This window comes from Halomonas sp. ALS9, from assembly GCF_001651035.1.
GTDB lineage: Bacteria > Pseudomonadota > Gammaproteobacteria > Pseudomonadales > Halomonadaceae > Vreelandella.
Map to the genome: position 1 here is coordinate 1 of NZ_LXRG01000158.1, position 649 is coordinate 649.

Genomic DNA, 649 nt, shown 5'->3' on the forward strand with positions numbered 1-649 from the left:
ATGGGGAGACTCGAACTCCCACACCTTACGGCACTAGAACCTAAATCTAGCGTGTCTACCAATTCCACCACATCCGCTAAGACGAGGCGTATATTATCAACTTTGTGCTGGAAGTCAATCAATAATTTGATCTTTATGTATATAATCTTAAGGAGATAGCATGGCGTTGAAGCAGTGGCTACAGCGCGGAGGACACTGGATCAAGCAGGCCATGCCTGGCTATTGCGCATTTTGCCTGGCACCGGCATTAGCGGGGCGAGGGTGGTGCGCGACCTGTTTGGACGAGCTGCCATGGAACTTACATGCCTGTCGCCAATGTGGTGACCCTGTTTCCCATGGCGAGAGCTTGTGTGGATACTGCTTAATTGACCCGCCGGCATTTTCGACCACCCAGGCGGGGCTGCTGTATCAAGGAGCGATTAAACAGCTGGTGCATGATTTTAAATTTCATGCTTCGCCACGGGCAGGCATGCTACTGGCTGAATTGATGCTGCTGACCCCGCCGGATAAACTCGGCGATGCTTTTTTACCGGTGCCCATGACGCCTATGCACGCTCGTTTCCGGGGGTTTAATCAGTCGCACTGGTTAGCCGAACGGCTTAACCGGCAGCTCGGAACTCCAATGGTGTCTGCCAGACGGATAAAAAAC

General features: G+C 52.4%; 1 protein-coding gene. It reads left to right on the top strand.

The genetic code is table 11. The features are described 5' to 3' along the window. Positions 1 to 160 precede the first annotated feature (160 nt). Positions 161 to 649, top strand: a 489-nt coding sequence (locus A6R74_RS23100; protein WP_240488212.1) for a ComF family protein, incomplete at its 3' end; no start/stop codon positions are given.